Source organism: Pseudomonas lini, from assembly GCF_030812475.1.
GTDB classification, from domain to species: Bacteria; Pseudomonadota; Gammaproteobacteria; order Pseudomonadales; family Pseudomonadaceae; genus Aquipseudomonas; species Aquipseudomonas lini_A.
Genome location: NZ_JAUSSR010000019.1, coordinates 37,915 through 63,943, shown reverse-complemented (window position 1 = coordinate 63,943; position 26,029 = coordinate 37,915). Strand labels below are relative to the sequence as shown.

Genomic DNA, 26,029 nt, shown 5'->3' with positions numbered 1-26,029 from the left:
AGGTCGATCCTAGGGGGTTACATTAAATAACTCAAATTCATATTTTTTATGCTTTGGATAACCAACTGGAATACGACAATGGATCTGGCCAACCTCAATGCTTTCATAGCGATTGCCGAAACCGGCAGCTTCTCCGGGGCCGGCGAGCGGCTGCACCTCACGCAACCGGCCATCAGCAAACGCATCGCCGGGCTGGAACAGCAATTGAAGGTGCGCCTGTTCGATCGCCTCGGTCGTGAAGTCGGCCTGACCGAGGCCGGCCGCGCCTTGCTGCCCCGGGCCTATCAGATCCTGAACGTGCTCGATGATACCCGCCGCGCCCTGACCAACCTGACCGGCGAAGTGAGCGGCCGCTTGACCCTGGCCACCAGTCACCACATCGGCCTGCACCGCCTGCCGCCGTTATTAAGGGAGTTCACCCGACGCTACCCGCAGGTGGCACTGGATATCCAGTTCCTCGACTCGGAAGTGGCCTACGAAGAAATCCTCCATGGCCGCGCCGAGCTGGCGGTCATCACCCTGGCGCCAGAGCCCCACGCCCTGGTCAAGGCCACGCCCGTATGGGACGACCCGCTGGATTTCGTGGTCGCCCCGGAGCATTCGCTGATCAGCAATGGCCCGGTCAGCCTGGCGGACATTGCCCTGCACCCGGCGGTCTTTCCCGGCGGCAACACCTTTACCCACCACATCGTCCAGCGCCTGTTCGAGGCCCGGGGGCTGACGCCGAACATTGCCATGAGCACCAATTATCTGGAAACGATCAAGATGATGGTCTCGATCGGCCTGGCCTGGAGCGTGCTGCCGCGCACCATGCTCGACGAGCAAGTTGCGCGAATACCTTTACCAGGCATACAACTGACTCGCCAGCTAGGCTATATCTTGCACACCGAACGGACGCTCTCGAATGCGGCACGGGCCTTCATGGCCCTGCTGGATGCACAAATCGATGGGCCAGGGATTCAGGGCTAAGCTGTGCTACGTCTATAGCGTCTTTTGCGCCGTGAACTCCTGTGCTTAACGCCCAATTCAGCCCAAGGCTTGAAAATGCCGAAATCTGTTGACCGAATTCCGCCGATGCCGCGCATTCAGGCGCTCGACCCGAAACGGTCCGAGCAGAGCTGGGAAAGCGCCCCGCAATTGCTGGCCGCCCTCAACGGCGCGCGCCTGGGCGCCTGGTACTGGGACATCGAGCGCGGGCAGATCAGTTGGTCCCGGGGCACCCAGGCGTTGTTCGGCTTCGATCCCCGGCAACCGCTGCCGGCCGATCTGGAATACTTGGACTTGCTACCACCCGAGGACCGGGCGAAAACCATTCGCGCCTTCCACGCGGTGATTGCCGGCGCCCCGTTGGAACAGGCGATGCACCACCGCATCCGCTGGCCCGACGGCAGCCTGCACTGGCTGGAGATCAACGGCAGCCTGCTGCCGGACAAGCACGGCCGGCCACGGATGATTGGCGTCATCCGCGAAATCACCCACCAGCGTCAGCGTGAACAAGCCCTGAGCAGTTCGGAAAAACGCTTCGCCACGCTGTTTCACCTGTGTCCGAACATGGTGTTGCTGACCCGCCAGGAAGACGGCCTGATCAGCGAAGCCAACCAGTATTTCGAAAGCCTGTTCGGCTGGCCGGTCCAGGATGCGATTGGCCGCACCACCCTCGAGCTGGGCCTGTGGGTGCACCCGGAACAACGGGCGCAACTGGTCAAGGCGACCAAGGCCAAGGGTGAATTGATCAACATGGAAGTGCAGCTTCGCGCCAGCAATGGCCTGGTCCACGACGGCATCCTCAGCGCGCAGAAAGTCGAGCTCGAAGGCCAGCCCTATCTGCTGAGCACTTTCCTGGATACCACCGAACGCAAAGCCGCCGAACACGCCCTCAAAGACAGCCAGGAACGCCTCGACCTGGCCCTGGATTCGGCGCAACTGGGCACCTGGGACTGGCACATACCCAGCGGCATGCTCTACGGTTCGGCGCGGGCCGCCCAACTGCACGGGCTGGAAGCCAAGCCTTTCCATGAAGCCTTCGACGATTTTTTCGAAGGCGTGCCCGACGAAGAGCGCAACAGCATGCGCGACGCCTACCGCAGCTTGCGCGAAGGCCCGGCCGGCAATTACCAGCTGACCTACCGCGTGCAACTGCCGGACGGCAATTCGCGCTACCTGGAAAGCCGCGCCCGGCTTTACCGCGATGACAACGGCGCGCCGCTGCGCATGGCCGGCACGCTGCTCGACATCACCGATCAGGTGGAGCGCGAACAGCGCCTGGTGGCCTCCGAAGAGAAATTCGCCACCCTGTTCCAGGTCAGCCCGGACCCGATCTGCGTGACCCACCAGGACACCGGCCTGTTCATCGAGATCAATTCGAGCTTCACCCAGACCTTCGGCTGGAGCACCGCCGAAGTGATCGGCCGCAGTGCCGACGAAATCGGCATGTGGGACGCTTCGGAGAAAAGCCTGCGGCGGATCGAACGGGTCATCCGCGAACAAGGCCTGAACAATGTCGCGATCCTGGTCCAGCACAAAGACGGGAAAACCCTGACCTGCGTGATTTCCAGCCGCCAGATCAGCGTCGGCGACCAGCCGTGCATCGTCACCACCCTGCGCGACATCACCCAGCAGCAACGCTCGGAAGCGGCGCTCAAGGCCAGCGAAGAGAAGTTCGCCAAGGCCTTCCACTCCAGCCCCGACGCCATCACCATCACCGAGCGCGACACCGGACGCTATCTGGAAGTCAACGATGGCTTCTGCCGCCTGACCGGCTATCGCGCCGACGAAGTGATCGGCCGCACGGTGTATCAGGTCGGCATCTGGGCCGAGGAAAAACAACGATCGATACTGCTCGCCGAGCTTCAGCTCAAGGGTCGGGTGCATCACCTGGAAATGCTCGGGCGCAACAAACGCGGCGAACTGCTGACCGTCGAAGTCTCGGTGGAACCCATCACCCTGAACGAAACCGCCTGCCTGCTGCTGACGGCGCGGGACGTCAGCCTGCTGAAAAACGCCGAAGCGCAGATCCGCCACCTGGCCTACCACGACCCCTTGACCAACCTGCCCAACCGCGCGCTGCTGATGGACCGCCTGAGCCAGCAGATCGCCCTGCTCAAGCGCCACAACCTGCGCGGCGCCCTGATGTTTCTCGACCTCGATCACTTCAAGCACATCAATGATTCGCTCGGCCATCCGGTGGGCGATACGGTGCTGAAAATCATCACGGCGCGCCTTGAAGCCAGCGTGCGCATGGAGGACACCGTTGCGCGGCTGGGGGGCGATGAGTTCGTGGTGCTGCTCAGCGGCCTGGAAGGTTCGCGCAACGACGTCAGCGATCAGGTCCTGGATCTGGCCGACACCCTGCGTGAACTGCTGTCCGAACCGATGTTCCTCGACGGACAGCGCCTGCAAGTAACCCCGAGCATCGGCATCGCGCTGATCCCCGATCACGGCTCGACCCCGACCGACCTGCTCAAGCGCGCCGACATCGCGCTGTATCGGGCCAAGGATTCGGGTCGCAATACCACGCAGATGTATCACAACACCATGCAGAAGGCCGCGAGCGAACGCCTGCGCCTGGAAACCGACCTGCGCCAGGCCCTGTCCCGCGGTGAGTTTAGCGTGCATTACCAACCGCAGGTGGACGCGCGCAACGGCCGCATCGTCGGCGCCGAGGCGCTGGTACGCTGGGACCATCCGGAATTCGGCGCGCAGTCGCCCACGGAGTTCATCAAGGTGCTGGAGGACAGCGGGATGATCCTCGAAGTGGGCACCTGGATCATCGAAGAGGTCTGCACCGCCTTCAAACGACTGATCGCCAACAACCTGATCGACCCGCACGACTTCAGCCTGTGCGTGAACATCAGCCCGCGACAATTCCGCCAGACCGACTTCGTCGAACGCATCGAACGCAGCCTCGCCAGCCACGGCCTGCCCTGCTCGTTGCTGAAGCTGGAAATCACTGAAGGCATCGTCATCCAGAACCTGGAAGACACCATCAGCAAAATGCGCCGCCTGAAAAAACTCGGCGTCAGCTTTGCCATGGACGACTTCGGCACCGGCTACTCCTCGCTGACCTACCTCAAGCGCCTGCCGGTCGACACCCTGAAAATCGACCAGTCCTTCATACGCGACGCCACCACCGATCCCAACAACGCCGAGATCATCCGCGCCATCGTCGCCATGGCCCGCAGCCTGGAGTTGAAGGTGATCGCCGAAGGGGTGGAAACCCAGGACCAGCTGGATTTCCTGCAGGGGCTGGGCTGTCATTTCTATCAGGGGTATTTGCACAGCCGGCCGTTGCCGGTGAAGGAGTTTAAAAAACTGCTGAAATAACCCGGATCTTGCAGGCCGCACCCTCCAGCCTACTGCCCCCCTGCGGGAGACCGGCTTGCCGGCGAAGCGTCTTGACAGTCAACCAACCTTCTCCAACCGTACCCGATCCCCCTGTAGGAGCCGGCTTGCCGGCGAAGGCGTCCTGACAGTCAACAACCTCTTCCAACCGTACCCGATCCCCCTGTAGGAGCCGGCTTGCCGGCGAAGACATCCTGACAGTCAACCAACCTTCTCCAACCGTACCCTATTCCCCTGTAGGAGCCGGCTGGTTCTGGATTCCCAATTTGGATTCGTAACCCCACTGGCCCGCTTTTTCGTGGACGATACTAGAGGCGGAAAAGCCTACTGGCATGCAGGCGACCAATACCAGGTGATGTTGGTGGTCAATCGGTTCAGGGACGATAAGCGACCGACAGAGGAACGCTATCTCATCACGCTGTCACTCGGCACGCCGTGGGTGAATCCTTGACTTCCCATCTTGGTGACGCACGAACGGTGGGCTTCAGCAATGATTACGTCGCCATCCTGGCCGACATCAATCAGCGCATGCCTTTCGCGCGCAAGGCTGCTGAGCAGTTTGATAACCTGCTACGGCGCTCCGATCGCCAGCTGATCGAACACGCAATTCTCGACATCGCCGCAGGTCGGGGGTGCGAAGAGTCTGCTACAACGCACAGATTGGCGACCTGCGCTCTGCAGCTTGCCACGCCTTGAGCGAAGCCATGATCCCGATCATTGATGACGCCCCCCGACATCTCCTCCGTCAACTAAACGTGCTCCCCCAAGAACCCACCTACACTGAAAAATCGCCCGGGCCGAAACTCGCCCTTACATTTTTCCCCGAGACCCAACCAACGTGCCCAGCATCTACCAGATCAAACCCGCGTTCCAAAACCTCCTGCGACCGCTGGTGCAACGACTGTTCAACAAGGGCACCACCGCCAATCAGATCACCCTGATAGCAGGCATCGGCTCGGTGCTGGTGGGCGCGGTGATCGCCGGTTTCGCGCAGCACCCATGGGTATTTTTACTCGTGCCGGCATGGATGATCCTGCGCATGGCGCTCAATGCCATCGATGGCATGCTCGCCCGGGAGTTCAACCAGCAGTCGCACCTGGGGGCCTATCTCAATGAACTGTGCGATATTGCCGCCGACTGTGCCCTGATACTGCCGTTTGCCCTGTTGCCGGACGTCAGCCTGTGGCTGGTCCTGATGGTCGCCCTGCTCGCTTTATTCAGCGAATACAGTGGCGTGCTGGGGCCCATGGTTGGCGCCTCGCGACGCTACGACGGGCCCATGGGCAAAAGTGATCGGGCGTTTGTGCTGGGGGTCGTGGCGATGGCGATCGCACTGGGCTGGATCAGCGCGTTTTGGATCAACGCCGTATTCGCGATCATCGCCGCGTTGTTGGTTTACACGCTGATCAACAGGGTCCGCCAGGGCCTCAAGGAAGTACAGGTAGACACCCCTTCAGCATAAGGACAGTGCAATGCGCGAAGCTCAACATCAGACATTCACCACCCATGACGGCGTGAAATTGTTTTACCGCTACTGGCCAGGCACCGCGGCCCCGGGCGAACCACGCCAGGCCGTGCTGTTGTTTCACCGCGGCCATGAACACTCCGGGCGCATTGCCCACTTGGTGGATGAACTGAATCTGCCCGACCATGACTTCTTTGCCTGGGACGCCCGGGGTCATGGCCTCTCGCCCGGCGCCCGCGGCGACAGCCCGGGTGTTTCCACCAGCGTGCGTGACGTGCAGACTTTCTGCGATCACCTGCGCGCGGCCTACGGTATCGACGAAGAAAATATTGCCGTGATCGCCCAGAGCGTGGGTGCAGTGATCGTGGCCACCTGGGTCCACGATTACGCGCCACGCATACGCTCCCTGGTGCTGGCGTCACCGGCGTTCAAGGTCAAGCTCTACGTGCCCTTCGCGCGTCAGGGGCTGGCGCTGATGCGCCGCTGGCGAGGCAACTTTTTCGTCAACAGCTACGTTAAAGCGCGGTTTCTCAGCCATGACCCGCAACGGATCACCAGCTACGACGACGATCCGCTGATCACCAAGGCGATTTCAGTCAATGTCCTGCTCGGCCTCTACGACGCTGCCGAGCGTGTGGTGGCCGACGCCCAGGCCATCCAGGTGCCGACGCAGCTGTTGATCTCCGGCGCCGATTTCGTTGTGCATCGCCGACCACAAGAACAGTTCTTCGAGCGTTTGGGCAGCCTGCACAAGGAAAAACATGTCCTGCCGGGATTCTTCCACGACACCCTGGGTGAGCAGCGTCGCGAGACCGCCGTCGTCAGCGTACGTCGTTTTATCCTGCACAACTTCGAACAACCGGCGGCTCGCCAGTCCCTGCTGGCCGCCGACCGCCTGGGCCTGACCTGCGCCGAATCGGAGTCATTGGCCGCGCCATTGCCGCGCAATTCCCTGCGCGACCTGTACTGGCGCATGACCCGTGCCGGCATGGGCCTCGGCAGCGGGCTGTCGTCCGGGCTCAAGCTGGGGTTCGACACCGGTTTCGATTCCGGCAGTACCCTGGACTACGTCTACCGCAACACGCCCACCGGCACGTCTGCCGTGGGTCGCCTGATCGACCGCAACTACCTGGACTCGATCGGCTGGCGCGGCATTCGCCAACGCAAGCTGCATGTCGAAGAACTGCTGCGCCTGGCCATGGCGCAACTGCGTGACCAGGGCCGCGAAGTGCGCATCGTCGACATCGCCGCCGGGCACGGGCGCTACATCCTTGAAGCCTTGCAGGGCATCGACCCGCTCCCCGAATCGATCCTGTTGCGCGACTACAGCGATATCAACGTGCGCGACGGCAGTACGCTGATCCGCGACAAAGGTCTGGAGAACATCGCCCGATTCGTCAAAGGCGATGCCTTCGACCGTGCCGACCTCGCCGCACTCGATCCCAAGCCGACGCTGGCGGTGGTGTCCGGCCTGTATGAGCTGTTCGCCGACAACCAGATGGTCAGTGGCTCCCTCGCCGGACTGGCCGACGCCGTGGAACCCGGTGGTTATCTGGTCTACACCGGACAGCCCTGGCACCCGCAACTGGAGCTGATCGCCCGCGCCTTGACCAGTCACCGCGAAGGCCAGGCCTGGGTCATGCGCCGGCGAACCCAGGCGGAAATGGACCAACTGGTAGCCGCCTCCGGCTTTCGCAAGATCGGCATGCGGGTCGATGAATGGGGCATTTTCAGCGTATCCCTGGCGCAACGAGTGCAATGATGCCCCTGACTGCCACGCCCGGACGCGAACCGGGCCTGTTCAAACCGGCACTGCTGTGGCTGTTGCTGTTGGCTCCGCTGTTCTTCACCACCTACGGCTTCGCCACCTGGGTCACCACTCAACGGGACGATATCGCCAGCCTGGTGTTCGACTGGGAAACCCGGATGCCGTTCTGGGCCTGGAGCATCGTGCCGTACTGGTCGATTGACCTGCTCTACGGCCTGTCGCTGTTGCTGCCCGCCAGTCGCCTGGAACTCGGGCGCCACGCCCTGCGCCTGATCACTGCCCAGTTGATCGCCGTCAGCTGTTTTCTGATCTGGCCGTTGCGCTTCACCTTTACCCGGCCCGAACTGGATGGGGTGTTCGGCTGGCTGTTCGATGTCCTGGCGGGGTTCGACAAGCCGTTCAATCAGGCGCCCTCCCTGCACATCGCGCTGCTGGTGGTGTTATGGAGCTGCTACCAGCGGCACTTGCGGGGCCTGTGGCGCGGGTTGATGCATGGCTGGTTCATCCTGATCGGGGTATCGGTGCTCACCACTTACCAGCACCATTTCGTCGACCTGCCCACCGGGGCGCTGCTCGGTTGGCTGTGCGTCTGGCTGTGGCCACTGGAAGGTCCTGGTCCCCTGCACGGTGCTCGCCCGGCGGTGGATAGGAAACGCTGGCAACTGGCGTTGTATTACAGCTTGGGTGCTGCAGCGTTCACCATCCCGGCCTTTGCTCTGAGAGGTGCATGGCTCTGGTTGTTCTGGCCAGCAGTTGCCTTGCTGCTGGTCGCGCTCAATTACGCCCTGCTGGACGCTCGCGGTTTTCAGAAACGCGCCGACGGTCGGCTGTCCCCCGCCGTACGCTGGCTGCTGGCACCTTACCTGATGGCGGCCTGGCTCAACTCGCGCCTGTGGACCCGCCACCACCCGCAGCCCGACCGGGTGATCGATGACGTCTGGCTCGGACGCCTGCCAGGTCGACAGGAACTGCGCCACTCGCCGTTTCGGGCGGTACTCGATCTGTGTGCCGAGCTGTCGCTGAATGCGGATTCGGTCAGTTACCACTCACTGCCGGTACTGGACCTGACGGTACCCACCGCCACGCAATGCCAGGCAGCGGCCGAGGCGATCGAAAGCCTGCGCCAGCAAGGTCCGCTGCTGGTCTGCTGCGCCCTGGGCTATTCGCGCAGCGCCATCGCTGTTGCCGCGTGGCTGCTGCACAGCGGCAGGGCCGCCAGTGTCGATGACGCCATCCTGTTGATTCAGCGTGCACGTCCGGGGATCGTGCTGAGCACTGCGCACCGGCAGGTGCTGCAGCAGTTACCCGTGATCACGGAGCACGCCTGTGTCCACTGAAATGCAGCTGCAAGCAACCGCCAGCCTGTTGCGACGAGGTGGTTCCCTGGACCGACTGTCCACCGGGCTCACACTGCTGGGGGCTTTGCTCGGCCTGTCCCAATACGTCGCGACCAGCCCGGGAACCTCGGGGCTGACCTGTAGTGGCGCGCTGCTGGTGCTGGGCCTGTGGCAAAAATACTGGGCACTGCGGGTCGCTTTCGATGCCGAACTGTTCCAGCACCTGGCCGCCGATGCACAAGACCTGCCCGAACGCACCCGGGCCCTGGACCATGCATTGACAGCGCTGGGCCTGCAGCCCGCCGACCGAGGCGGTCGCCCCTGGAACGAACGTATCGCCGGCGCGCTGAAGTTGTTACGCCGCCAGGCATTGCTGGTGGCGGCACAAGTGCTGCTGACCCTGGTTTTCATTGTGGCCGGCCCCTGGCTGACCTTTGCCGGATAAGGAGTTTTCATGCTCGCACCCGCGGTTGCCACCCTCATCATCTCGGGCGCCCGCCTGCTCACGGGAGCCCGCAGCCTGTGGCTCGGCTGTGCGCCGCAGGCGGTGCAGCGCATCTACTTCGCCAACCACAGCAGCCATGGCGACTTTGTGTTGCTGTGGGCTTCCTTGCCACCCGCTTTGCGCAGCATCACCCGACCGGTGGCCGGCGCCGATTACTGGCTCAAAAGCCCCCTGCGCCGCTACATCATCAACCGGGTGTTCAATGGCGTGCTGATCGACCGCGAACGCAAGGAGACCGGCGACAACCCTTTGCAACCGATGCTCGACGCCCTGGAAAACGGCGATTCGCTGATCATTTTCCCTGAAGGCACACGCAACCCCGAGGACAGCCTGCTGCCGTTCAAAAGCGGGCTGTACCACTTGGCAAAAGCCTATCCCCAGGCTCAATTGATCCCGGTGTGGATCGCCAACCTCAACCGCGTCATGCCCAAGGGCCGCGTCCTGCCGCTGCCGCTGTTATGTACCATCAGCTTTGGTGCCGCACTGACCCTTGGCGAAGAAGAAACCAAGGCGCAATTTCTCGAACGCAGCCGCGACGCGCTGTTGAGCCTCGCCGAGGAGCATGCCTGACATGGACAGACAAACCCTGATGTTGTTTGGTGGGATTGGCGCGTTTCTGCTGCTGGCCTCGGTGATCGGTTTCACTCTCAAGCGGCGCGCTGGCGGCACGGCGAACCCGGTGGTCGACAACCTCAACGCCCGGATCAACGCCTGGTGGGTCATGGTGCTGGTGATCGGCATCGCCTTCTGGCTCGGCACCACGGCGGTGATCCTGCTGTTCTACATGGTGTCTTTCTACGCCTTGCGCGAATTCATGACGCTCACGCCGACCCGTCGCAGCGACTACCCGGCACTGGTGGCGGCGTTCTACCTGGCACTGCCGCTGCAGTACCTGCTCATCTACTACGATTGGTACGGGCTGTTTTCGATCTTCATTCCGGTCTACGTGTTCCTGCTCCTGCCGATCCTCGCGTCCCTGGGGGGCGACAGCACGCACTTTCTCGAACGCGCCTCGAAAGTCCAGTGGGGCCTGATGATCGCGGTGTTCTGTGTGTCTCACGTGCCCGCCCTGCTGACCCTCGACATCGCCGGTTATGAGGGACGGAACCTGCTGTTGATCGCCTATCTGGTGATCGTGGTGCAGATGTCGGACGTGCTGCAGTACGTCTGCGGAAAACTGTTCGGCAAACGCAAGATCGCGCCCAACCTGTCGCCGTCCAAGACCGTGGAAGGCTTTGTCGGTGGCATCCTCCTGGCGTCGTTGATCGGCTGTGCCTTGTGGTGGATCACGCCGTTCAATCCCTGGCAGTCACTGCTCATCGCCCTGTTGATCAACCTGCTGGGGTTCGCTGGCGGCATCGTGATGTCGGCGATCAAGCGCGACCGCGGGGTGAAGGATTGGGGCCACATGATCGAAGGCCATGGCGGCATGCTCGACCGCCTGGACTCGGTGTGCTTTGCGGCGCCGATCTTCTTTCACCTGGTCCGGTATGGGTGGACCTGATTTCATAATCCAGCCCGTAAAAAAAAAGACCCCGACAAGTCGGGGTCTTTCTGTTTCAGCTGGCAGCGTCCTACTCAGGCAATACTGCCGAGGGTCCGACTCAATGCTGCAGAGCCGGTTTCTGCTCCCCGTTGATCGGGATGCGTTTGGCTTTTGCCTCTTCCGGAATCACCCGCAACAGGTCGATGCTCAACAGACCGTTGCTCAGGCCGGCGGCCTTGATTTCGATATGGTCCGCCAGGCGGAAGGACAGTTTGAAGGCCCGCTGGGCAATGCCCTGGTACAGATAAGTGACGTCTTCGTTCGCGTCACGTTTGCCGCCACTGATGGTCAGCACACCTTTTTCCACTTGCAGCTCCAGGTCTTCTTCCTGGAAGCCGGCGGCCGCTACGACAATGCGGTATTGGTCGTCGCCGTGTTTTTCCACGTTGTAAGGTGGGTAGGTGCTGCCTGGCTCATTGCGCAGGGCGGTTTCGAACAGGTCATTGAAGCGATCGAAGCCCACCGAGGAACGGAACAGGGGTGCCATGGAAAATGCAGTACTCATGATTCAAATCTCCTGAAAACAGATCAGCAAGTTTTTTTGTCTCCGCGACCCGAATTCGGCATCGCGTAAATCCAAAATAGGGACCGCTGACTGGTTTTCAAGAGGGTATTTTCAAATTTTTTTCAAGCCGCTTCGGCCACCTGCAGGCCCAGTAAACGCGAGACCTGGTCCAGTTCGGTTTCGCGCCGCAGGACGGTAAACAGCTCTACCGCTTCGGGATAATTGCGGGTCAGCATCGCCAGCCACTGCTTCAGTCGACCGGGCGATTGGCGCGGGGTCATCTGCGCCTTGGCTTGCAGCCAGAAGTCCTGGATCAGTGGCAGCAGTTCAGCCCAGGTCATCTCGACCACTTCCTCTCCGGCGCGCGCGGCAGCGATCTGCCGGGCCAGATCGGGGCGCGAGACCAGGCCGCGACCGAGCATGATGTCTTCCACTCCGCTGATTTCGCGGCAACGGCGCCAGTCCTCGACGCTCCAGATATCGCCATTGGCAAACACGGGCACCTTGACCACGTCCTGCACCCGCGGGATCCACTCCCAATGGGCCGGCGGCTTGTAGCCATCGGTCTTGGTCCGCGCATGCACCACAATGTGCGCCGCGCCGCCTTCGGCCAGGGCCGTGGCACAGACCAGGGCACCGTCGGGGCTGTCGAAACCGAGGCGCATCTTGGCGGTCACCGGGATGTGCGCCGGTACCGCGCGACGCACGTGCTCGACGATTTCGTTGAGCAGTTCGGGCTCCTTGAGCAACACCGCACCGCCACGGGACTTGTTGACGGTCTTGGCCGGGCAGCCGAAGTTCAGGTCGATGACCTCGGAACCGAGCTCGCAGGCCAACGCGGCATTTTCAGCCAGGCACACCGGGTCGGAACCGAGCAGCTGCACCCGCAACGGCACGCCGGACGCCGTGCGGGCGCCGGTCAGCAGTTCCGGACCGAACTTGTGGTAATAGGCAGGGGTGAGCAACTGATCGTTGATCCGGATGAACTCGGTCACGCACCAGTCGATACCGCCCACACGGGTCAGCACGTCCCGCAGGATGTTGTCGACCAACCCCTCCATGGGCGCCAAAGCAATTTGCATGAAAAACACACTCGACGAAAAACGTGCGGCAGTTTAATGGATTACGCACGAAATCTGCAGAACATCGCAAATCCCCTGTAGGAGCGAGCTTGCTCGCGATGGACGTCAACGATAACGCGACCAGCCTGACTCCCCGCAACGCTCTCAGGTTTTTCGCGAGCAAGCTCGCTCCTACAATGATCAGATGTTGGTTGTATCCAACATCTGCAACGCCGGGCCGTAGCCTTCGATGAACTCCACCGGCATGCGCTTGGGCTTGCCGCTGGACAGTTCGATGCAGACGAAGGTGGTCTGCGCCCGCAGCAGCGTGGTGTTGTCGCTGGGGCGCTTCAGCTGAAAGTGCCGGGTCATTTTCAGGCGCTGGTCCCAATCGACGATCCAGGTCGCCAACTGCAACTCATCCTCTTCATAGGCGGCCGCCAGGTAATCGATCTCGTGCCGCACCACCGCCATCGCCCGGTCCAGTCGCCGGTACTCGACCAGGTCCAGGCCGAGCCGCTGGGAGTGGCGCCAGGCGCAGCGTTCGAGCCAGGTCACGTACACCGCGTTGTTGGCGTGACCCAGCCCGTCGATGTCCTCGGCGCCCACTTGCAGATCGATGATAAATGGCGTTGCCCGATCCCAACCCATGCCTCACTCCTGGTCAAATAATGTCGACCGGGGCAGTGTAACGGATGCTCAGGCCGATTGGCGCGATTGCAGGCTCCGACCGGACAACAGTGCCAGCACGCCATCGATCACCCGGGGATCGGCCAATACCCGTTGATGACCGCCCTCTTCCAGGCGCAACAGGCGGCTGTCGAACCAGGCTTCGTGGATCAGCTGGGATTCCTTGACCGAGACATAATTGTCGTCTTCGGCATGCACGATCAAACCGGGCATGTCGAGCTGATAATGCGCGACATCCAGCGTCGCGGCGCGCATGCCCACGTCTTTCTCGACCTGACGGATGAACGCCGAACGGGCTTTGGGCGGCAGCCGCACATACCGCGCGAAACCGCGCAACACCCCGAGGATTCGGGCCGGAGCGGCGATGGTCACCAGGGTTTCGGTGCGCAGCCCGAACTGGACGGCGAGCATGGCACTGGCGCCGCCCATGGAGTGGCCGATGACCGCCTGCAGGGGTGGCAACTCGGCCGCCGCCTCGAGCATGGCCCGGGCGAACAGTACCAGATTCGCTTCGTTGCCTGGCGAGCGTCCGTGAGCGGGGCCGTCCAGGGCCACCACGGTATAACCGGCATCGACCAGCGCGGTGATCAGGCTGGCAAACTGCGTCGGCCGGCCTTCCCAACCGTGCATCAGCAACACCGCCGGGCCCTGCCCCCAACGCAGGGCCGAGAGGCCGAAGCGCAAGGTGATCCGTTCGGATTTGGCCAACAGCGGCAATTCCCAGTCACGGGGCGGCAGGTCCCGCGGCGTCATGAACGCCAGTCGCATTTTGCTCGCCACCAGTTTCGGTGCGAACCAGCCCAAGGTGCCATTAACGCCACGAACCCACTTCAACGTGCTCATCGCTCTCACTCCCCAGGCAGATGCCTTCAGGTCATAGCACCGCCGACTTGGCGGCGCGCAGCAATCGATCGGACAACTCGCCTGGTCCCAGGGCGCGTGCCAGGGCCAGGCCACCGACCATCAAGGCCATGTCGGCCAAGGCTTTGTCGGTCTCTTCGGGGCTGGCCGCCAACTGCGCGACCATCATTTCCATGTGCTCATTCAGTGCCACGCGAAATTCGTCCGGCAACCGGCCCAATTCGCCGACAGACGCCGGGATCGGGCAGGCTGATTCAGAGGAATCACGATGCTTGCGAGACAGGTAGAACGCGGCGACCAGGGCGCGACGCTCTTCGCCGGTCAACTCGGCATCCATGTCGGCGATCAAACCACGGCGATGACTGAGCAATTGCTTGAACGCTTCCAGCATCATCGCGTCCTTGCTGTCGAAGTGGGCGTAGAAACCGCCGACGGTCAGGCCCGCTGCACCCATCACTTCGCCCACGCTCGGTTCGGCCGGACCGCGCTGGATCAGCGCGGCGCTGGCGGCCTTGAGAATGCGTTCGCGGGTTTGAGCTTTTTTATCGTTCATCGTTGCCTCCGAATATTACGAATAGAATATTATTCTCATAATAATTTTCTGCAAGTCGTGGGTGTGACCGCTGGTCTGAAGCACAGCTTGAGAGAAAGAGGGGGATTTGGCCAAACGCCAGACAAACAAAAGGGCCATTCAATGATTGAATGACCCTATAAAATCCCGCAGAGCGGGTAATCGTGGCGTCCCCTAGGGGACTCGAACCCCTGTTACCGCCGTGAAAGGGCGGTGTCCTAGGCCACTAGACGAAGGGGACGCAAAACCTTCTATACAACTGATCAGTGCTGAGGGCTGATCGATTCAAGGCCGGTGTGGCCAGACCTTGAACTGTAAAATTGGTGGAGCTAAGCGGGATCGAACCGCTGACCTCCTGCATGCCATGCAGGCGCTCTCCCAGCTGAGCTATAGCCCCGGATTTTTCGCCTCGCGGCGGAGCGACATCTTGCAACATCGCTTCTGTAAAACTGGCGTCCCCTAGGGGACTCGAACCCCTGTTACCGCCGTGAAAGGGCGGTGTCCTAGGCCACTAGACGAAGGGGACGCAAACCCTTCTATACAACAGATCAACTCTGAGTGTTGATCGCTTCACGGCCGGTGTGGCCAGACCCTGAAGTGTAAATTGGTGGAGCTAGACGGGATCGAACCGTCGACCTCTTGCATGCCATGCAAGCGCTCTCCCAGCTGAGCTATAGCCCCTCATCGTTGATGTCATCGCTGAGGACGGGGCGAATCTTAAGGGCGTATCGAAAGCCTGTCAAATTTATTTTTGAAATATTTCAAAGTTTTTTGTCGGCATAACAATCACTTACCGCCCTCCCCCCGGAAAACCGGGAGGGTGAGTGCCGAAAATCATGATCAAGCGATCGCAGCTTGCGGCAGCCCTGCAGGTTGACCTTGGGAATGTGGGAGCGAGCTTGCTCGCGATGGACTAGAGAGCAACGCGTTTATTCAGGAAGAACGCGTTATCGTTTACGTCCATCGCGAGCAAGCTCGCTCCTACAGGGGCAAACGGCGTCAGGCGATATTGCCCAACAGCTTTTCCCACTCCTTGTTTTCTTTCTTCGACACGCCGCCCAGTAGGTCAATGGCCTGGCGCAGACGGAAACGGGTCAAGTCCGGACCGATAATCTCCATCGCATCCAGCACCGACACTGAACTGGCCTGGCCGGTAATCGCGGCGAACATCAGTGGCATGGCGTCACGCAGTTTCAGTTCCAGGGATTCGACCACCGCCTGGATCGTCGCGGTGATGCTGTCCTTCTCCCACTGGCGCAGGCTTTCGAGCTTCCACAGGATCAACTGCATCAACTGGCGAACCTGATCACTCGAGAGCTTTTTCGATTCGAACAGTTTGGCGTCCGGATTGACCCCACCGGCGAAGAAGAAGCCGGCCAGCGGTGCCACCTGGCTGAAGGTTTCGACCCGGCCTTGCACGTGCGGCGCGATCTTCATCATGTATTCAGGGTTCAGCGCCCAGGTCTGCAGGCGCGAAGCGAACTCTTCCACCGGCAGGTCACGCAGCCACTGGCCGTTGAGCCACGACAGCTTCTCGATGTCGAAAATCGGCCCGCCGAGGGAGACGCGGCTCAGGTCGAAGTGGTCGACCATTTCCTGCAGCGAGAACTTCTCGCGCTCGTCCGGCATCGACCAGCCCATGCGGCCGAGGTAGTTGAGCATGGCTTCGGGCATGAACCCCATGCGCTCGTAGAACGTGACCGAAGTCGGGTTCTTGCGCTTGGACAGCTTGCTCTTGTCCGGGTTACGCAGCAGCGGCATGTAGCACAGCTCCGGCTGTTCCCAGCCAAAGTATTCGTACAGCAGAATCAACTTGGGTGCCGAGGGTAGCCATTCTTCACCGCGCAGGACGTGGGTGATGCCCATCAGGTGATCGTCGACCACGTTGGCCAGGAAGTACGTCGGCAAGCCGTCGGTCTTCATCAACACCTGCATGTCCATGCGATCCCACGGGATCTCGACGTCGCCACGCAGCATGTCCGGCACCACACAGACGCCTTCGCTCGGGACCTTCATGCGGATCACGTGGGGCTCGCCGGCGGCCAGGCGGCGCGCCACTTCATCCGCAGACAGCAGCAGCGCACGGCCGTCGTAGCGCGGGGTTTCGCCACGGGCCATTTGCTCGGCGCGCATCTGGTCCAGCTCTTCGGCGGTGCAGAAGCACGGGAAAGCATGACCGAGCTCCACAAGCTGCTGGCAATACTTCTGATAGATGTCGCCGCGCTCGCTCTGCCGGTAAGGGCCGTGTGGGCCGCCGACGTCCGGACCTTCGCTCCAGTCGATCCCCAGCCAGCGCAGGGCGTCGAAAATCTGCTGCTCGGACTCGCGGGTCGAACGCAGTTGATCGGTGTCCTCGATCCGCAGGATGAACTCACCGCCGTGCTGCTTGGCAAAGCAGTAGTTGAACAAAGCGATGTAAGCGGTACCTACGTGGGGATCCCCGGTAGGCGATGGCGCGATGCGAGTGCGGACGGTGGTCATGGCATGTCTCGAAAAGAATGAAAAGCGAAGATAAAACAGGGGGCGAATGGTAACAGGCGCAGGCTGCCCGGCTCCAGTCGGCGGGGCATATAAGCCATAATTGCGTTGGGGGGGGTCAGCTTTATGGCGGTGTTGCCTGCCAGGCGCTAGCAGGCAGGACTGAAGGCTGGGGAAGCGCACCAATTGATATGTGGCGCTCCGACGGGCCTCATCGCGAGCAAGCTCGCTCCCACAGGAGTGAAGGTGTTCACACACCCTGTGCCCATCTCCAACAAGGGATTGAAGGTGTTCACACACTCTGTGCCCATCTCCAACAAGGATTGAAGGGTTCACAACTCTGTGCCCATCTCCAACAAGGATTGAAGGTGTTCACACACTCTGTGCCCATCTCCAACAAGGATTGAAGGTGTTCACACACCCTGTGTCCATCTCCAGCAAGGATTGAAGGTGTTCACAACTATGTGCCCACCCACAAACCCTGTGGGAGCGGGCTTGCCCGCGATGGGGCCCGTACATTCACCGCACATCTCAAACGGTGATCAACCGCTCCCGCAACTTGCTGATTTCATCACGCATCTGCGCCGCCGCTTCGAATTCCAGGTCGCGGGCGAGCTGGTACATCTTCTCTTCCAGGGCCTTGATGCGCTTGGCGATTTCCCCCGGCGAACGCAGTTCGGCTTCGTACCTGGCACTTTCCTCGGCGGCCTTGGCCATGCCTTTGCGCTTCTTGCTGCGCGAACCCGGCACGGTGGCGCCTTCCATGATGTCGGCCACGTCCTTGAACACACCCTTGGGCGTGATGCCATTGGCCAGGTTGAAGGCGATCTGCTTGTCGCGACGGCGTTCGGTCTCGCCAATCGCCCGCTCCATGGAGCCGGTGATCCGGTCCGCATACAGAATCGCCCGGCCATTGAGGTTACGTGCCGCGCGGCCGATGGTCTGGATCAGCGAGCGCTCGGAGCGCAGGAAGCCTTCCTTGTCCGCATCGAGAATCGCCACCAGCGAAACTTCCGGCATGTCCAGGCCTTCACGCAGCAGGTTGATCCCCACCAGCACATCGAAGGTCCCCAGGCGCAGATCGCGGATGATCTCGACCCGCTCCACGGTGTCGATGTCCGAGTGCAGGTAACGCACGCGCACGCCGTGGTCGGCCAGGTAATCGGTCAAGTCTTCGGACATGCGCTTGGTCAGCGTGGTCACCAGCACCCGCTCCTCCAGTGCCACGCGCTTGGAGATTTCCGAAAGCAGATCGTCGACCTGGGTCAACGCCGGGCGGATTTCGATTTGCGGGTCCACCAGGCCCGTCGGACGGACCAGCTGCTCGACCACGCGACCGGCGTGTTCCGCCTCGTAGTTGCCCGGCGTCGCCGAGACAAAAATCGTCTGCGGGCTGATGCCTTCGAATTCATCGAAACGCATCGGCCGGTTATCCAGCGCCGACGGCAGGCGGAAACCGTATTCCACCAGGGTTTCCTTGCGCGAGCGGTCACCTTTGTACATCGCGCCGACCTGCGGCACGCTGACGTGGGATTCGTCGATCACCAGCAAGGCATCGGCCGGCAGGTAGTCGAACAAGGTGGGCGGCGCCTGGCCGGATTCGCGGCCGGACAGGTAGCGCGAGTAGTTTTCGATACCGTTGCAATAACCCAGCTCGAGGATCATCTCCAGGTCGAAACGGGTGCGCTGCTCAAGGCGCTGGGCTTCCACCAGTTTGTTGTTGGATCGCAGGTAGTCCAGGCGCTCCTGCAGCTCGACCTTGATCCCTTCCACGGCGCCGAGCAGGGTCTCCCGCGGCGTCACGTAGTGGCTTTTCGGGTAGAAGGTGAAACGCGGCAGCTTGCGGATCACTTCCCCGGTCAGCGGATCGAAGGCGGACAGGCTTTCGACTTCGTCGTCGAACAGCTCGATGCGGATCGCTTCGAAATCGGACTCTGCCGGGTGGATATCAATCACATCGCCACGCACCCGGAAGGTTGCACGGGCGAACTCCATATCGTTGCGGGTGTATTGCAGGTCGGCGAGCCGGCGCAGCAGCGCACGCTGGTCGAGTTTGTCGCCACGATCCACGTGCAGCACCATCTTCAAATAGGTTTCCGGGCTACCCAGGCCGTAGATGCACGACACCGTGGTGACGATGATCGCGTCCTTGCGCTCCAGCAGCGCCTTGGTGGCGGACAACCGCATTTGCTCGATGTGGTCGTTGATCGACGCATCCTTCTCGATGAAGGTGTCCGAAGACGGTACGTAGGCTTCGGGCTGGTAGTAGTCGTAGTAGGAAACGAAGTATTCCACTGCGTTGTTCGGGAAGAATGCCTTGAACTCACCGTACAACTGCGCGGCCAGGGTCTTGTTCGGCGCCAGCACCAGGGTCGGTCGCTGCACCTGGGCGATCACGTTGGCGATGCTGAAGGTCTTGCCCGAGCCGGTCACACCGAGCAACGTCTGGTGCGCCAGCCCGGCTTCAATGCCCTCGACCATCAGGCGGATGGCTTCCGGCTGATCGCCGGCGGGCTCGAAGCGGGTGACTAGCTGGAATTCAGACATACAGAACCTCTGGATTCGCGCCTGGCCGGGCAAACCGGACAGCAACGAAAAAGACCGCAAACGACCAATGTCGCCCGAGGAAAAAACTGGGATTGAGCTCAATGTGGCGCCGATTGCCCGCGCTTTCAAGGCAAACGTCCTACAACCCTTGAAGTCTTTGACGCAATCAATCGACGATCGATCGAAAAATAATCCGAAAACCTCGGTTAAAAAGCGAAATGCCTGTCGCCTTGGGTCAGTGATGGCCTCTATACTAGCTCCCCGTTTGTGCACCGCTCTAGTGCATTCGGCTGGAGCGCGACACGTCCCTCCACTCCCCATTCAGAGCCGCCGCAAAAATGAGCCTGTTCTCCGCTGTCGAAATGGCACCACGCGATCCAATCCTGGGCCTCAACGAAGCATTCAACGCCGATACCCGCACCAACAAGGTCAACCTGGGGGTCGGAGTTTATTGCAACGAGGAGGGGCGAATTCCACTCCTGCGCGCCGTTGTCGAAGCCGAGACGATTCGCGTCGCTCAACACGCGTCCCGTGGCTACTTGCCGATCGACGGCATCGCGGCCTATGACCAGGCCGTACAGAAACTGCTGTTCGGTAATGACTCGCCACTGATCGCTGAAGGCCGCGTCATCACCACCCAGGCCGTCGGCGGTACTGGCGCTCTGAAAATCGGTGCCGACTTCCTCAAGCAACTGCTGCCGAACGCCGTCGTGGCGATCAGCGATCCGAGCTGGGAAAACCACCGCGCGCTGTTCGAAACCGCCGGTTTCCCGGTGCAGAACTACCGTTATTACGATGCCGCGACCCACGACGTCAACCGTGCCGGCCTGCTGGAAGACCTGAACGCCCTGCCGTCCGGTTCGATCGTGGTGCTGCACGCCTGCTGCCACAACCCGACCGGCGTCGACCTGAGCGCGGCGGACTGGAACAACGTACTGGACGTCGTCAAAGCCAAAGGTCACGTGCCGTTCCTCGACATGGCCTACCAGGGCTTTGGCGACGGCATCGATGAAGACGCGGCGGCGGTACGTCTGTTCGCCGAATCGGGCCTGACCTTCTTCGTCTCCAGCTCGTTCTCCAAATCCTTCTCGTTGTACGGCGAGCGCGTGGGCGCCCTGTCGATCGTCAGCGAATCGAAAGAAGAAAGCGCGCGCGTGCTGTCGCAAGTCAAACGCGTGATCCGCACCAACTATTCCAACCCGCCGACCCACGGCGCCAGCATCGTCGCCGCCGTGCTGAACAGCCCGCAACTGCGCGCACAATGGGAAGAAGAGCTGGCCGAGATGCGCCTGCGGATTCGCGGCATGCGCACCCAGATGGTCGACCTGCTGGCGAAAAACGCGCCGCAGCGTGATTTCAGCTTCGTCGGTCGTCAGCGCGGCATGTTCTCCTACTCCGGCCTGAGCGTCGAGCAAGTGACCCGTCTGCGCAACGAGTTCGGCATCTACGCGCTGGACACCGGCCGTATCTGCGTTGCCGCTTTGAATCAGAGCAACATCAAGGTCGTGACGGATGCGATCGTTGCGGTGATTTGAGTGATTCGGTGATACGAAAAACGGGAAGCCCTTGAGCTTCCCGTTTTTATTTGGCTCAGATAACTTTCAACCCGCCAACCAAGCGCTCTAGACTGCACACATCTGCCCCCCTGTAGGAGCTGGCTCGCCAGCGAAGGCGGCCTAGGACCTTGCACCGCCCATGAAGACGCCTTCGCCGGCAAGCCGGCTCCTACACAGTTTGTGTACACCCGAGAACTTTGATGAGAATGCACATGAAAAACGACAACCTACGCGCCGAGCGCGATGACCTGGATGACCTGGATGCCTTCGTCCCGCGCACCCCGGCCAAACGCGGGAACAACCTGGTGATGCAAGTCGCCACCGGCGTCTTCCTCGGCGGCCTGGCCTTGTGGCTGGTGCAACTGGCCGCGACGATGCTGTACGCCAAACTGATGCTCGGCACCCTCACCTTCGGCGGTTAAGCCAGTTCGGTTGCACGCTGGCTGGCGGCATCGTCATAGGCCACATAAAGGGATTCGGCGACCTGGCTCTTGATCGCCTTGGTGCTTTCCAGGCCGAGGACGAAACCTTCGGCCTTGCCACCGGCGCGGTTCAACTCCTCAGCGGTGCTGGCTTGGGTGATCGCGTCGAACAACTTCTCCGCATGAGGGCCGACGCCCTTGGGCAGACTGATCTGAGCGATGCTCATGCGATCACCTCGTGATGGCGAGGCGTGAGGACTGGGTGATTCATGGCGCGTACCTTTTCGGCGAATGGCCGGCAGCGCGTGTAACCACTTCCGGGCGGCCATGGTAGACCCCTGAGCCCTTTCTGGTAACCGTCAATGATCGATAAACCACCGTCCGTCTCATCGAAACCGTCCCATCACCAACAGATGCTTGACTTCTCTTTTTGAATCAGTAACATACACGGCATTCCGCGATAGCTCAGTTGGTAGAGCAAGTGACTGTTAATCACTGGGTCCCTGGTTCGAGTCCAGGTCGTGGAGCCATACAAGGTTCCAGAGAAGGCTTTCAAAATCTCTGACCCCCCCCGAAAACCCGCCTTCTGGCGGGTTTTTTCGTTTTGGCGTTCCTCGGATTCCAGTAGGTAGGTAGCCGCCGTATAACGGTAGAGTGTGGGATAAAGCTCAGCTGAATAAAAAAATGCCCATCCAATCACGTATTCAACGGTGATTGCGGCGTATCAGGATTGAGCTGCTGACGCCTGAATTGTCCGGGTGGCTGGCCGTGGATCTGGCGGAAGCGTCGCGAAAAATAGGCCTCGTCGGCGAAGCCGCACAACCTCGCCACCTCCCCCACTGGCCGCGTTCCATTGAGCAGATAATTGCGCGCCGCGTGCATCCGGCGTTCGAGTACCAGTTCAGTGAAGGTTTTGCCGATCTCCTTGCGCAGCCAGTGCGTCAGGTACGTCGGTGACAGGCAGGTCGCCGCGGCAACCTTGATCAGGTTGAGGTCGGGGTCGGCGATGTTCTTGCGTAAATAGTCGGACATCCGGCCCAGTGCGTTGCGTCGGCTCACTTCAGCCGCATTCTCTTCGGCCAGGCGTTTCAACGGCTCGGCATACAGGGCGCAGACGCTCCCCACCAATTGCAGCAGCAAGCCCTTGAGCATCTCGCGGGTGCCGAATTGGCGGTTTTCATCCAGCCTGCGCATCTGTTCGATCAAGCCACAGACTGCGCTGAAATCCCCATCGGCGAGGATGAAATCCAGGTGTTCCTGGAAGCGGAACGGCGACAATTCAGGTGCCAGCAGAATAGAGACTTCCTCCAGATCCATCGGGTCGCACTGCAAGTGCGGCAGCAGAAAGGTCTGGGAAAAATTGATGACGATGAAATTGCTGTCGGCCGGATGCGGAATCACATGCACGCGATGCGGCAGGATGAACGCCAGCGTATTGCGCGGAAACGGGCGTTCGACGTTGCCGATGTGCTGCACGGTATCGCCACCGAGGTTCACCTGGATCTGAAAATACTCGTGGCGATGGGGGCTGGTTTCGGCGCGCCGGCCCTTCTTGTCGCGGATGTAGAAATCCGTCAATTCGCTGCGTTGCTGCATGACGTAGGTCGGTACTCGATTCGGTGACAACATCTGCTGAAGGTCCTCGGCAGGTACAGGGACACGCTGTCGTCATACCGCGATGCCGGCGGCGACGGGTAATTGTGAAGGCCAAATCCGCAAAAATTCAATACGTCATAGGATGTCCACGAAAGTCAGAGGATTAATTGTATCTCTGTGTGATATCCAGCCTGTCCAAAAACCAAATACGCTCATCAATGAATTTAATCGTTATTAAACATAGACTTAAGTTAGAAACAATACAAAAAAAGGCAAATGAACTGCTCTGATTGTTCTTGGACAGCTACATGACTTGCCGTTTAGAAGAGAAAAAACGATCTAACGCCTCCGTTGATTTTGCATGGTTGTACGACCACTGTGACAGGCATGCAGCCCGACCCTTCCAAAAACAATCAAAGGTGCGCACGTCATGAACCTGCTGTTCCCCTTCTCCACCCCTCCTCCGACCGACCTTGGCCAAAGGCGTACCTGAGCGCCTGACAGCGGCTGACCGCGCCTCTCATTCGAGTAACGATTGCTCTGCCCTGACACCCGGGGTATCGGCTTCGGCTGCGCGCGAACAGCTCGATTCTTCCAAAAATAAAAAAGGTCTACTCATGTCGAACTCGCAAACTTCCCCGTCCACCGCGCCGCCGGTGAGTACCGGCGCCCGGGACGCCGTGATGCCGCAGCGACTGCCGACGCGTCGGCGCTGGTTCATGCTGTCGTTGCTGCTGATTGCCACCATCATCAACTACATCGACCGCGTGAACATTTCGATCGCGGCACCGTTCATGGCTAAGGATCTGGGCCTGGACAAGATCGAAATGGGTCTTATTTTTTCCGCGTTTGCCTGGACTTATGCCCTCGCCCTGGTGCCCGCCGGGTTCATTGCCGATCGCTTCGGTTCCCGGTTCACCTACGGGGTGTCGCTGATCAGTTGGTCGACGGTCACCGTGTGCCAGGGCTTCGCTACGGGCTTCGCATCAATGTTCGGTCTGCGCCTGGCCGTCGGCGCCATGGAGGCGCCGGCATTCCCGGCCAACAGCCGGGCGGTGACGGTGTGGTTTCCGGCCCGCGAACGCGGCTTGGCCAGCAGCATTTACGTGTGCGGCCAATATCTGGGCACGGCGCTGTTTACCGGCGCGCTGTTATGGCTGGCCACGACCTATGACTGGCGCCATGTGTTTTACAGCACCGGACTGCTCGGCATTGTTTTCGGGGTGATCTGGCTGTACCTGTACCGCGATCCGCTGAGCTGCAAAAAGGTCAGCAAGGAAGAACTGAAATACATCGAATCCGGTGGCGGACTGGTCAAGAGCAGTCAGGAGCGCACCAAATTCAACTGGCGGCAAATCGCCGAGCTGTTCAGCTATCGGCAGATCTGGGCGATCTGCATCGGCAAGTTCGCCAGCACCTCGGCGCTGTACTTCTTTCTCACCTGGTTCCCGACGTACCTGATCGAAGAGCGCAAGCTGACCATGATCAAGGCCGGGATCTTCGCGGTGCTGCCATTTGTGGGCGCGACCGTGGGCATCCTGCTGGCCGGGATCGTCTCCGACCTGCTGATACGACGCGGTTACTCAATGTCGTTTGCGCGCAAGTTGCCGTTGGTGGTCGGATCGATGCTGGGCATGTCGATTGTCCTGGTGAATTTCACCGATTCGAACGTGATCTGCATTGCCGTGCTGACCATTGCTTTCTTCGCCCAGGGAATCGCCTCCTCATCGTGGGCCGCTGTGTCGGAAGTCGCGCCCAAGGAATTGATCGGCCTGACCGGCGGGGTCACCAGCCTGGCCGCCAACATCGGCGGGATCGTCACCCCGATCGTGATTGGCGCCATCGTCCACGCAACGGGCTCCTTTGCCTACGCCTTCTGGTTCATTGGCGGCGTGGCGCTGATCGGCACCTTGTCCTATTCGTTGCTGCTGGGCCGCTTGTACCGCATCGAACTCAAGGCGCGCGCTGCCTGAAAAGACAAGCGCAAGACACCGTTTTTCTCCAACACGAGGCGGCTTTCGTCCAACTTCACAAATGAAAGCCGCCGTACGCTGACGTTTCCAACAGGACAACGACAAAAATGACGATGACCGAGTATGTGTTTACCCCGGACTTGCCCGTGACCTTGCCGGTTACCGGCAGCCAGCAGCGCTTCCCCGTCGGCCGGGTGTTTTGCGTCGGCCGTAACTACCCTTGGCCAGACACCTGTGGCCAGTCCCGCCAGCCACCGGTGTTCTTCATGAAACCGGCGAGCAACGTGGTGGATGCGCTGGGTGAAGTGGCCTTTCCGACCTTGACCGAAGAGTTCGTCCATGAAATCGAATTGGTCGTGGCCATCGGTGAAGGTGGCGCGAATATTCCCGAGAGTCAGGCGTTGGCGTATGTCTGGGGCTATGCCGTCGGGCTTGATCTGACGCGGCGAGATGTCCAGCGTGCAGCCAAGAGCAATGGCTTGCCGTGGGAAGGTGCCAAGGTGTTCGACGGCGCCGCGCCGATGACCAGCATCGTGCCGGTGAACCGCACGGGACATCCCGAGGGCGACTTGTGGCTGAACGTCAACGGCGAAGAGCGCCAGCGCGACAGCCTCGACAGCCAGATCTGGTCCGTCAGTGAAATCATCAGCCGCATCTCGCAATCGGTAGCGCTGCGGGCGGGCGACCTGATCATGACCGGCAGCCCGGCAGGCGTCGATGTATTGCAACCAGGCGACATCATCACCGCCGGGATCGACGGCATCGGCCAACTGGAAATGCGCGTCGGCCAGCGACCTTGAACCCGGC

22 protein-coding genes and 5 tRNA genes are annotated in these 26,029 nt (G+C 60.9%); 14 read left to right on the top strand and 13 right to left on the bottom strand.

The genetic code is table 11. The annotated features are described in order from the left end of the window. Positions 1-78 precede the first annotated feature (78 nt). The 9 genes from J2W17_RS28290 to J2W17_RS28250 all read left to right on the top strand — a co-directional run bounded on the left by J2W17_RS28290 (position 79) and on the right by J2W17_RS28250 (position 10,920). Positions 79-969, top strand: coding sequence for a LysR family transcriptional regulator (locus J2W17_RS28290; protein ID WP_064676825.1), 891 nt, complete (start codon positions 79-81; stop codon positions 967-969). 75 nt (positions 970-1,044) lie between these two features. Next, entirely contained in the window at positions 1,045-4,323 is a 3,279-nt protein-coding gene (locus J2W17_RS28285; protein WP_307342692.1) for an EAL domain-containing protein, read from the top strand. A 495-nt stretch (positions 4,324-4,818) separates the two neighbouring features. Beyond that, positions 4,819-5,037 carry a hypothetical protein gene (locus J2W17_RS28280; protein ID WP_307342689.1) on the top strand — a complete coding sequence of 73 codons (219 nt, stop codon included), beginning with the start codon at positions 4,819-4,821 and terminating at the stop codon, positions 5,035-5,037. Positions 5,038-5,179: 142 nt separating this feature from the next. Continuing rightward, positions 5,180-5,803 carry a CDP-alcohol phosphatidyltransferase family protein gene (locus J2W17_RS28275; protein WP_307342686.1) on the top strand — a complete coding sequence of 208 codons (624 nt, stop codon included), beginning with the start codon at positions 5,180-5,182 and terminating at the stop codon, positions 5,801-5,803. Positions 5,804-5,813: 10 nt separating this feature from the next. Further along, a complete protein-coding gene (locus J2W17_RS28270; protein WP_307342683.1) occupies positions 5,814-7,568 on the top strand; it encodes a bifunctional alpha/beta hydrolase/class I SAM-dependent methyltransferase in 1,755 nt (584 codons plus the stop codon). Continuing rightward, entirely contained in the window at positions 7,568-8,911 is a 1,344-nt protein-coding gene (locus J2W17_RS28265) for a phosphatase PAP2/dual specificity phosphatase family protein (RefSeq protein ID WP_307342678.1), read from the top strand. The genes J2W17_RS28270 and J2W17_RS28265 overlap by 1 nt, the downstream gene beginning before the upstream one ends. Next, on the top strand, positions 8,901-9,356 hold the full coding sequence (locus tag J2W17_RS28260) for a hypothetical protein (protein ID WP_307342676.1): 456 nt from the start codon (positions 8,901-8,903) through the stop codon (positions 9,354-9,356). Before J2W17_RS28265 ends, J2W17_RS28260 begins: the two co-directional genes overlap by 11 nt. 9 nt (positions 9,357-9,365) lie before the next feature. Then, positions 9,366-9,986, top strand: coding sequence for a lysophospholipid acyltransferase family protein (locus J2W17_RS28255; protein ID WP_307342673.1), 621 nt, complete (start codon positions 9,366-9,368; stop codon positions 9,984-9,986). A 1-nt stretch (position 9,987) separates the two neighbouring features. Then, the gene (locus J2W17_RS28250; RefSeq protein ID WP_307342670.1) at positions 9,988-10,920 is read left to right on the top strand and encodes a phosphatidate cytidylyltransferase; all 933 of its coding nucleotides are present in this window, start codon (positions 9,988-9,990) and stop codon (positions 10,918-10,920) included. 100 nt (positions 10,921-11,020) lie between these two features. Here J2W17_RS28250 and J2W17_RS28245 read toward each other — a convergent pair whose 3' ends face one another. The 11 genes from J2W17_RS28245 to uvrB all read right to left on the bottom strand — a co-directional run bounded on the left by J2W17_RS28245 (position 11,021) and on the right by uvrB (position 19,675). After that, the gene (locus J2W17_RS28245) at positions 11,021-11,467 is read right to left on the bottom strand and encodes an Hsp20 family protein (protein WP_307342667.1); all 447 of its coding nucleotides are present in this window, start codon (positions 11,465-11,467) and stop codon (positions 11,021-11,023) included. 122 nt (positions 11,468-11,589) lie between these two features. Continuing rightward, positions 11,590-12,549, bottom strand: coding sequence for a tRNA dihydrouridine synthase (locus J2W17_RS28240; RefSeq protein ID WP_150765169.1), 960 nt, complete (start codon positions 12,547-12,549; stop codon positions 11,590-11,592). 180 nt (positions 12,550-12,729) lie between these two features. Beyond that, a complete protein-coding gene (locus J2W17_RS28235) occupies positions 12,730-13,179 on the bottom strand; it encodes an acyl-CoA thioesterase (RefSeq protein WP_307342663.1) in 450 nt (149 codons plus the stop codon). Between the two features lie 48 nt (positions 13,180-13,227). Further along, on the bottom strand, positions 13,228-14,061 hold the full coding sequence (locus J2W17_RS28230; RefSeq protein ID WP_307342660.1) for an alpha/beta fold hydrolase: 834 nt from the start codon (positions 14,059-14,061) through the stop codon (positions 13,228-13,230). A 31-nt stretch (positions 14,062-14,092) separates the two neighbouring features. Next, positions 14,093-14,632 (bottom strand): TetR/AcrR family transcriptional regulator, encoded by a 540-nt coding sequence (locus tag J2W17_RS28225; RefSeq protein ID WP_307342656.1) that lies wholly within the window; start codon positions 14,630-14,632, stop codon positions 14,093-14,095. 183 nt (positions 14,633-14,815) lie between these two features. Next, positions 14,816-14,891: transfer RNA gene (locus J2W17_RS28220), tRNA-Glu, on the bottom strand. An 80-nt stretch (positions 14,892-14,971) separates the two neighbouring features. Beyond that, positions 14,972-15,047: transfer RNA gene (locus tag J2W17_RS28215), tRNA-Ala, on the bottom strand. Between the two features lie 53 nt (positions 15,048-15,100). Continuing rightward, positions 15,101-15,176: transfer RNA gene (locus tag J2W17_RS28210), tRNA-Glu, on the bottom strand. A gap of 79 nt (positions 15,177-15,255) precedes the next feature. Continuing rightward, positions 15,256-15,331 (bottom strand) — tRNA-Ala (locus J2W17_RS28205). Positions 15,332-15,649: 318 nt separating this feature from the next. After that, positions 15,650-17,131: a glutamate--tRNA ligase gene (gene gltX / locus J2W17_RS28200; protein WP_307342655.1), complete on the bottom strand. Its 1,482-nt coding sequence runs from the start codon at positions 17,129-17,131 to the stop codon at positions 15,650-15,652. Positions 17,132-17,659: 528 nt separating this feature from the next. Next, complete coding sequence (uvrB, locus tag J2W17_RS28195) at positions 17,660-19,675, bottom strand: excinuclease ABC subunit UvrB (RefSeq protein ID WP_307342652.1); 2,016 nt, start codon at positions 19,673-19,675, stop codon at positions 17,660-17,662. Between the two features lie 338 nt (positions 19,676-20,013). On the opposite strand from uvrB, the gene J2W17_RS28190 reads away from it, so the two are divergent. Both J2W17_RS28190 and J2W17_RS28185 read left to right on the top strand, forming a co-directional pair. After that, complete coding sequence (locus tag J2W17_RS28190) at positions 20,014-21,210, top strand: amino acid aminotransferase (RefSeq protein WP_307342650.1); 1,197 nt, start codon at positions 20,014-20,016, stop codon at positions 21,208-21,210. A gap of 233 nt (positions 21,211-21,443) precedes the next feature. Beyond that, entirely contained in the window at positions 21,444-21,653 is a 210-nt protein-coding gene (locus J2W17_RS28185) for a hypothetical protein (protein ID WP_307342647.1), read from the top strand. Here J2W17_RS28185 and J2W17_RS28180 read toward each other — a convergent pair. Next, positions 21,650-21,880, bottom strand: a complete 231-nt coding sequence (locus tag J2W17_RS28180) for a hypothetical protein (RefSeq protein WP_307342644.1) — start codon at positions 21,878-21,880, stop codon at positions 21,650-21,652. The two genes, J2W17_RS28185 and J2W17_RS28180, sit on opposite strands and share 4 nt — an antisense overlap. A 227-nt stretch (positions 21,881-22,107) precedes the next feature. On the opposite strand from J2W17_RS28180, the gene J2W17_RS28175 reads away from it, so the two are divergent. After that, positions 22,108-22,183: transfer RNA gene (locus J2W17_RS28175), tRNA-Asn, on the top strand. Between the two features lie 166 nt (positions 22,184-22,349). Here the strand turns inward: J2W17_RS28175 and J2W17_RS28170 are convergent. Continuing rightward, positions 22,350-23,282 carry a helix-turn-helix transcriptional regulator gene (locus tag J2W17_RS28170; protein ID WP_307342641.1) on the bottom strand — a complete coding sequence of 311 codons (933 nt, stop codon included), beginning with the start codon at positions 23,280-23,282 and terminating at the stop codon, positions 22,350-22,352. Positions 23,283-23,866: 584 nt separating this feature from the next. Between J2W17_RS28170 and J2W17_RS28165 the strand changes: the two genes are divergently transcribed. After that, on the top strand, positions 23,867-25,222 hold the full coding sequence (locus J2W17_RS28165) for an MFS transporter (RefSeq protein ID WP_307342638.1): 1,356 nt from the start codon (positions 23,867-23,869) through the stop codon (positions 25,220-25,222). Positions 25,223-25,329: 107 nt separating this feature from the next. Then, positions 25,330-26,022 (top strand): fumarylacetoacetate hydrolase family protein, encoded by a 693-nt coding sequence (locus J2W17_RS28160; RefSeq protein WP_307342635.1) that lies wholly within the window; start codon positions 25,330-25,332, stop codon positions 26,020-26,022. The last annotated feature ends 7 nt before the right edge of the window (positions 26,023-26,029 follow it).